This is a genomic window from Streptococcus mitis (genome assembly GCF_003942795.1).
In the GTDB taxonomy this organism is placed as follows: domain Bacteria; phylum Bacillota; class Bacilli; order Lactobacillales; family Streptococcaceae; genus Streptococcus; species Streptococcus mitis_BJ.
On the sequence record NZ_RJNY01000016.1, the window covers coordinates 39,842 to 47,280 of the forward strand.

8 protein-coding genes are annotated in these 7,439 nt (G+C 32.4%); all 8 read left to right on the plus strand.

Features of this window, described 5'->3' with window-relative positions:
• Window positions 1–566: 566 nt before the first annotated feature.
• Window positions 567–1,532, plus strand: coding sequence for a DUF4365 domain-containing protein (locus D8847_RS07705; RefSeq protein WP_125841187.1), 966 nt, complete (start codon window positions 567–569; stop codon window positions 1,530–1,532).
• A gap of 12 nt (window positions 1,533–1,544) precedes the next feature.
• Window positions 1,545–1,943 (plus strand): hypothetical protein, encoded by a 399-nt coding sequence (locus tag D8847_RS07710; RefSeq protein ID WP_102210767.1) that lies wholly within the window; start codon window positions 1,545–1,547, stop codon window positions 1,941–1,943.
• 229 nt (window positions 1,944–2,172) lie between these two features.
• The gene (locus D8847_RS07715) at window positions 2,173–2,790 is read left to right on the plus strand and encodes a TetR/AcrR family transcriptional regulator (RefSeq protein WP_125841188.1); all 618 of its coding nucleotides are present in this window, start codon (window positions 2,173–2,175) and stop codon (window positions 2,788–2,790) included.
• Window positions 2,791–2,899: 109 nt separating this feature from the next.
• On the plus strand, window positions 2,900–3,610 hold the full coding sequence (locus D8847_RS07720) for an ABC transporter ATP-binding protein (RefSeq protein WP_125841189.1): 711 nt from the start codon (window positions 2,900–2,902) through the stop codon (window positions 3,608–3,610).
• The gene (locus D8847_RS07725; protein ID WP_125841190.1) at window positions 3,603–5,162 is read left to right on the plus strand and encodes a putative ABC transporter permease subunit; all 1,560 of its coding nucleotides are present in this window, start codon (window positions 3,603–3,605) and stop codon (window positions 5,160–5,162) included. The genes D8847_RS07720 and D8847_RS07725 overlap by 8 nt, the downstream gene beginning before the upstream one ends.
• Before the next feature lie 18 nt (window positions 5,163–5,180).
• On the plus strand, window positions 5,181–5,402 hold the full coding sequence (locus D8847_RS07730) for a DUF1648 domain-containing protein (protein WP_002890487.1): 222 nt from the start codon (window positions 5,181–5,183) through the stop codon (window positions 5,400–5,402).
• Entirely contained in the window at window positions 5,399–5,740 is a 342-nt protein-coding gene (locus D8847_RS07735; protein ID WP_125841191.1) for a GntR family transcriptional regulator, read from the plus strand. The genes D8847_RS07730 and D8847_RS07735 overlap by 4 nt, the downstream gene beginning before the upstream one ends.
• 226 nt (window positions 5,741–5,966) lie before the next feature.
• Window positions 5,967–6,845 (plus strand): aminoglycoside phosphotransferase family protein, encoded by an 879-nt coding sequence (locus tag D8847_RS07740; RefSeq protein ID WP_125841192.1) that lies wholly within the window; start codon window positions 5,967–5,969, stop codon window positions 6,843–6,845.
• Window positions 6,846–7,439 lie beyond the last annotated feature (594 nt).

The window sequence follows — 7,439 nt, forward strand, 5'->3', positions numbered from 1 at the left end:
TAATATTAGAGATACTTGGATTGGCGATGAGTTTGATAGACTTATAAGAAGATAATATCAAAGCAAATGAAGAAATTCAAAGCATCTGTGATTTATTTGCGAATGATCCGAATGTAATAGTTTTTCCTATTCATGGATGTTCTACTGATGTATTTAGAACAATTTTGGATAGATTTCCTGTACTGAATATTATCCATTTAGCGGACCATACATATACGAAACCTAATGGGGAGATATTACTTTCTTTTGTAGATTCAAACATGACTTTTATAAAATTTAGTAATTGGATTTCTAACCATAGATTTTATTATTCATTTCTTAACTGTTATTCAACTTTAGAGTTCGCATTGTATTCACGTTTACAAAATTCAAACTTTTCTATTTTTCATAGAGGGAAAGTTTAATCGAGCATAGCATATGAGTTTTCGGAACATTTCTATAAAGTGATTTAAAGTAGTGGAGATTTTAATCAGGCCTGGCAACTAGCTGTTGCAAATTGTACTGAGGCCTCCTTGAATTACATCAATTGTTAGTATATTTAGTTATATAGGGAGGTAGATATTGATATGGCTAGTAGCACTGAGAGGATTGGCATACATCAATGTGGAGTTATTGCAGAAAGAAATAGTTGGATGTTTAGAGAGCAGCCAGTTAATGATATAGGTATAGATGCTCATATGGAATTTGTTGTAGATGGCAAACCAAGACAACACCTTGCATTACAAATCAAGTCAGGACCAAGTTGGTTTAGGGAGAAAAAAGATAACTGCATTATTTTTAGGAACATAAATGAGAGACAATATAATTATTGGACGATGAATTCTCTTCCGTGTATAATTGTTCTGTTTAATCCTGATGATGGTATGTGTATTTGGCAAGAGTTAACTCCTAAAACAATTAAAAAAACTAAAGAGGGAGGAGGCAAAGGATATTATGTGAAAGTTCCTATAAATCAAGTTTTTTTGGATAAACAATCAAATAACCACCTTCTTTCCTATACGAATTTACCGCAACATATTCAAAATTATAACTTTCTGCTATCTCAGAAAAAATTTATGGAAATTATACAAACTGGAGGTGAAGTTAAACTACATTCAACAGAGTGGGTTAATAAGTCTAGTGGTAAAGGTGATACTAAGTTAATTGTTAATGATGGTCAAGAAACTAAAGAGTATGCCTATCCTTATTGGTTTCCGTTTACACCGTATACCGATGTTTTTCCTCGATTATTTCCATGGGCATATTTTTCTGTTGATGAAGAATTTCTTGAAGAAAGTGATTATGAATTATGGAAACAACTTCATTGTTGGTATGATAGTGAGATAGATGAATGGATAGAAGTAGGAGATACATTTGAGCAATTTCGCAAAAAATTACCCCCTATACGATCTATTGATCATTCTGGTGAAGTTGCAGAATATATGTTGATTCTCAGTTTGAATGAATTGGGAAAATCGTTCTTAGAGATAGAGCAATTTATATCTGAAACTAGACCATACACCAAAGCAAGACCAGAATCAAAAGATGAATAAAGGAGCATAATCATGAAAAAGCTTAAACTTAATAGTGGTATGAAATCAGAAAAAACTATAGATGGATATAGACTAAATCCTACGGAGAAGTATGTTATCAATTTGGAAGATGAAATGGAATTTGCAATATCTACAATGCAAGCAATTTATATGTTTGGTTTTCCACCAGCATTTAAAAATTGGCATGCTTGGCTATTTGAGAATGGTTTTAGTACAGAAACACCAAATCCAACAAATGAATTTGTAGCAAAGTTTTATGGAAGAGAACCTCTTTGGAAAACTCCATATTCAATGGGAATAGTTGTAAAAGCAGAGGAAGATGATGATTTCTACATTGTTATGGAATGTAGTAGTAAAAATACAGGTTTCAAACACACACAAATTATCCTTACTATGGATGGCTGTCTTTGAGTGGAATCCTTCCATAATATAATTTCAAACTCTGACTATTCTGTATCGTGTTATAGTATAGAAATTTCTCTCACCACATGTTGAGGCAGCATCACTGCTTGTACGAGCTTAGAAAAAATGTTGACAAAAAAGCCTTGGTGTCAAGCTTTTTTTGGTATCCTCAAAAAGGTAATTTTATAATTGACAATTTGTCAGTAGAGTAGTATAATTCATAAATAGGAGGAAAAAAATGCGAGATGTAAAAGACCCGGAAATTCGACGGGCTGAGATTATGGACGCTGCTATGCTCCTCTTTATGGAGAAAGGATATGCGAACACAACAACTCAGGATATAGTCGATAAGGTAAATATATCACGAGGTTTGTTATACTATCACTTTAAGAATAAAGAAGATATTCTGTATTGTCTCGTGGAACGTTATTCAGAGAAATTATTGAGTGATATTCACGTGATTGTCAATGATGATGACAAAACAGCTATTGAAAAAATAAGAGCCTTTATAGATGCCACAGTAATCTCTACAGATAACGTTTCAGCGGAAGGAACTGAGTTACAAAAGACGGTTGATCTTGAAGAAAATCGTTATATGTTAGATAAGTTATCTCATAAGCTCATTGAAAAACTGACTATATCTTTTGAGAGGATAATAAATCAAGGCATCTCAGAAAAAGTATTTTCTGTAAAATATCCATCAGAAACAGCAGAATTTCTGATGACAGCCTATGTTTTTGTTTCAAATAACATAGGTATTAAAACTTCAAAGAAAGAAACTGTCAAAGATTACTTGAATGCATTTAAGATAATGCTGGAACAAAATCTAAATACAAAAGGACTCTTTAGCAATTAAAAAAAGATAGAATGTTTGTAAAGAGAACTATGTACCGATAGCTAAATCAAAACAAGCTATCGGTATTATTTCAAAATACGACTGACAAATTGTCAATAGAGGTGAAAATATGTTAGAGATAAAGAATTTTAGTAAAAGTTATGGGGATAAGAAGGTTGTGGATAACCTATCTATTTCAGTACAGCCTGGAGATATTTATGGTTTTATTGGAGCAAATGGTGCAGGCAAAACGACAACGATAAAGGCAGTTGTCGGTATCCATGATTTTGAAGACGGAAGTATAATTATCAACGGTCATTCTATTAAAGAAGAACCTGTTATTTGTAAAAAAATGATGGCGTATATCCCAGATAATCCAGATTTGTATGAACATATGACAGGACTTCAATATATTAACTTTATTGCTGACTTGTTTGAAATTCCTACAAAAATACGCAAGGAGAGAATACAAAAATACGGTGATTTATTTGATATGACTGAGCATCTTTCGGGGATTATTTCTTCATATTCACATGGAATGAAGCAACGAACAGCCATTATTTCTGCACTTGTACATTCTCCCAAACTGTTGGTTTTAGATGAACCTTTTGTTGGGCTAGATCCCAAAGCAACTTTCCTACTAAAGAAAATTATGCATGAGTGTGTTTCAGATGGAGGTGCTATTTTCTTTTCAACCCATGTATTGGATGTTGCGGAAAAATTATGTAATAAGATTGCCATTATCAAAAATGGAAAGTTAATTGCAAGTGGCAATACAGGAGACGTCAAAGGTGATGAATCATTGGAGGCATTTTTCATGGAGGTGCAGAACAATGAGTAACATTTGGATACTGCTTAAAGCGCAATTGATTAATTTCTTTCCTATTAACGAGATTAGAGATTCACGAAATAAAAAACAAAGTTCAATGGCTATTGCGAGTTTTGGCATAATAACTCTTTCCTTATTTTGCTTTGTTTATAATATAATAACAGCGAAAACATTGGTACACGTCGGACAGCAGAACTTGATTCCAGCATATATGGTCTCTGTCTCAAGTTTTTCAATATTATTTTTGACAGTATTTTATTCGAATGGCATTTTATTTGGCAGTCGAGATATGGAAATTCTCCAATCCTTACCTGTTAAAAGTTCGTATATTATCACCAGCAAGTTCATGTTTATGTACTTATTGAATTTTTTAATAGGCTTAATGTTTATGCTTCCGGGTGGAATTATATGGGGCTTGAACGGAAGTTTAAACCTCCTACAGATTTTATTGTATTTTACTTCTATAATTTTTGCCCCTTTGATCCCCATGTGTATAGCGGCATGCATGGGACTCGTTATTGTTGTCGCTTCATCTTTTTTTAAAAGAAAAAATGTTATCTCTCTTATTTTTTCATTTGCGATGCTAGGTATAATTGGATATTTTGCATTATCAGCTTTGCAATCAGGTGATGAAAGTAGTATTGGGGTTACTCTGGCTAAGCAAATTACTGGACTGTATCCAATTTCTAGACTATTTATGTCATACTACAATTTTCCAATGTACTATGGGATGGGATTTTATATAGTTCTTTCAATAGTCGTCTTTTATCTATTTGTCAAAATTGCTTCGTTGAAGTATGGACTACTTAATACACTTGCCAATACAAAATCAAGTTATGCTAATGACAAAGTATCTTATGAAAGAAAATCGGTGTTTTTTTCCTTATATCAAAAAGAGCTTGGACGATTTTTAAGTTCTTATATGGCAGTCTTGAATGCTGGGCTTGGAGTGATTCTTTTATGTGTCTTTAGTATATGTTTCCTGTTTAATTCTGTAGGGCAAATAGGAAATTCTGCAGGAATTGAAAATATAAATGAGTATCTTTCAAACTTAGCTCCCGTCTTTATTGCTTCTATGCTTTCACTCAGTTGTCCAGCAGCTTCATCTATATCTTTAGAAGGTAAAAATATTTGGATTTTGAAAAGTTCTCCAGTTGAAGTGAAAACGATTTTAAATGCTAAGATAGCTGTCAACCTTACACTTCATTTGATTGGATATATGATTTCTGTATCTGTATTTATGCTGAAACTTGATATGAATCCTATTCAAGTTATGAATCTAGTTATTGTTCCTATATGTTACTCCCTTTTTATAATGGTAATCGGAATTTCATTAAATAAAAAATATCCTAACTATGATTGGGACAGTGAGATGATAGTTGTCAAACAAAGTCTTCCTGTTATTGTAACTGGAATTATTAGTATGATTACGCTTATTTCGCCTATTTTGCTTAATTGGTTTTTTAATCTTCCGATTATATTTGTTTTGCAAGCAGTATCAGTAATTTTACTGGCTATTTCGTTTAGAGTTTATATAAAAATGACCAAGTTAAATTTTATCTAGTTAAAGGAGGAAAATAAGATGAAAAATAGACTGTTAAAAGATATTTTGGTTTTGTTGGGAATGATGGTCATCATAGTCATTATTTGTGGGTTTCTCCCTGAGAAAGTTCCTATTCATTTCAATGCAAAAGGAGTAGCAGATATGTTTGCAAATAAATACTATCTTCTACTAGCTACAGTCATCCCTTATTCTGCATATTGGAAGTTTGTTAGGGAAAGTGATAATAAAAAGATTAAATGAAACACCATCTATATTTACAAATTGCATCAAAATTAAGAACGACTATTTTAAGAGGTGATTATGCACCTGAACAACAAATTCCTTCAATAAGGAGATTAGCAGAAAACGAGAAGTGTAATCCGGCAACTGTCCAAAAAGCAATGAAAGTTCTCGAAGAACAGAATTTGGTTACTAGCCGTGGAACATTAGGATATTTTGTCATAGCAAGCGAGCAAGAAATAAAAGAGATAAGATATCAAGAATCTAACAAGCTAGTGAAAATTTTGTTTGAAAAACTTGGTGAGCTAGGCTTTTCAGAAGATGAGATTGTCAATTTATTTTTTAGAAAAGATGCTTAGAAGAAGTTGAATGGAAATTTATTAGGATTATTTGTGAAAGTATAGAAAAGCCTTGATTTTAAGGCTTTTTTTGTTTTTTGTGATAGAATATAGGTAGTTATAATCGAGAGCAACTAAGAAGCAGTAAAAATATTATTCATTAAATAATCAAGCTAGCGTAGACGAACTGGATAGGTTACTAGTGAAAACTGCAAAATGTGTTGTGAAATGAATCGGGGAGTGCTTGATGGATTTTAGTAGTAAAATAGCCATAAATAAAGGCTGGTCAGATGATAAAAAATATTATGTGACAGATCAAAATCAGCAAAAATATTTCTTGCGTGTTTCTGATAAGGAGAAGTTAGATTCTAAAAAATTTGAATTTGATATGATGGAGAAAGTAGCTTCTCTTGGAGTTCCGATGTGTAAACCGATCAGCATAGAACTCTGCGATGACGAAGTACATTCTTTACATGAATGGATAGACGGGAAAGATGCTCGAGAAACCATTTTAACTTATTCGAAAGAACAACAATATACTTATGGAGTAGAAGCAGGAAGAATCCTTCAAAAAATTCATTCACTCCCTGTTACAGAAGTTCGTGAAGATTGGGAGGTCTTTTATAATCGAAAAATTGATGACAAAATCTCCAAATACAAAGAATGTCCCGTTCAATATGAAAATGGTCAGATCTTTATTGATTTTTTAAATGCAAATCGAGAATTGTTAAAAGATAGACCTCAGGTTTTCCAACATGGAGATTATCATATCGGGAATTTCATGATTGGTGAAGATCGTAATATTTATGTCATTGACTTTGATCGATTTGATCTTGGAGATCCTTGGGAGGAATTCAATCGAATTGTATGGTCTGCTCAAGTTTCACCTTCTTTTGCCTCTGGTATGATAGATGGATATTTTGATCATAAGGTTCCAGATTTATTTTGGAAACTTCTTGTTATCTATATTCTAAATAACATAATTGGTGCTCTTCCATGGTCTGTTCCTTACGGAGTTGAAGAAATATCAGTAATGCAAAATCAAGCTAAGGAAATTTTAGAATGGTATGATGATATGAAGCAAATCATTCCTAGTTGGTATTTGATTGAGAAAAAAGCTGAATAATAAAAGAGTTGATTAAAGAAGAATTTGGTAGTTGGGACGTTAAAAGTAAAGAGACTCAACAAGTTTACAAGTTAGCAAGTAAATTTATTAAGTGACAACTATCAGCTATAAAGATGGTAAAATGGTAACTATAAAATAGTTTCATTCTAAAGTTTAATTTTAAACAACGACTCTATCCCTTTCATTCTATAATATAGAAGTTTGCTATCACCACACGTCGAGTGTGTGAGTTTGTTAGTGAAACGCAGTTAAACCTCAAAAGGTTCACCCAACCTTTTGAGTTCCGCAGACACATCGTGTTGAGGCGGTAGCACTGCTTGTACGAGCTGAGGCATCAGCGAAGTATAATTAAAAAATAGTTTATACTATTACAAATAAGAATGAGTTTGTTGCAGTTTATTTTTAGATGGACTAAGACAGAATTATAGAGATTGTTACTGAGAGATTGCAGTTGTTTTATGGTATAATGTATATTAACAGATATTTTGTGATTGATAAATAGAGAGGATTATAAGATTATGGAGAATAAAGTATACTACGGAGAATACTCTTTGGACTATTGGATTGAATTAATTCTGTCAAAAAACATTATAC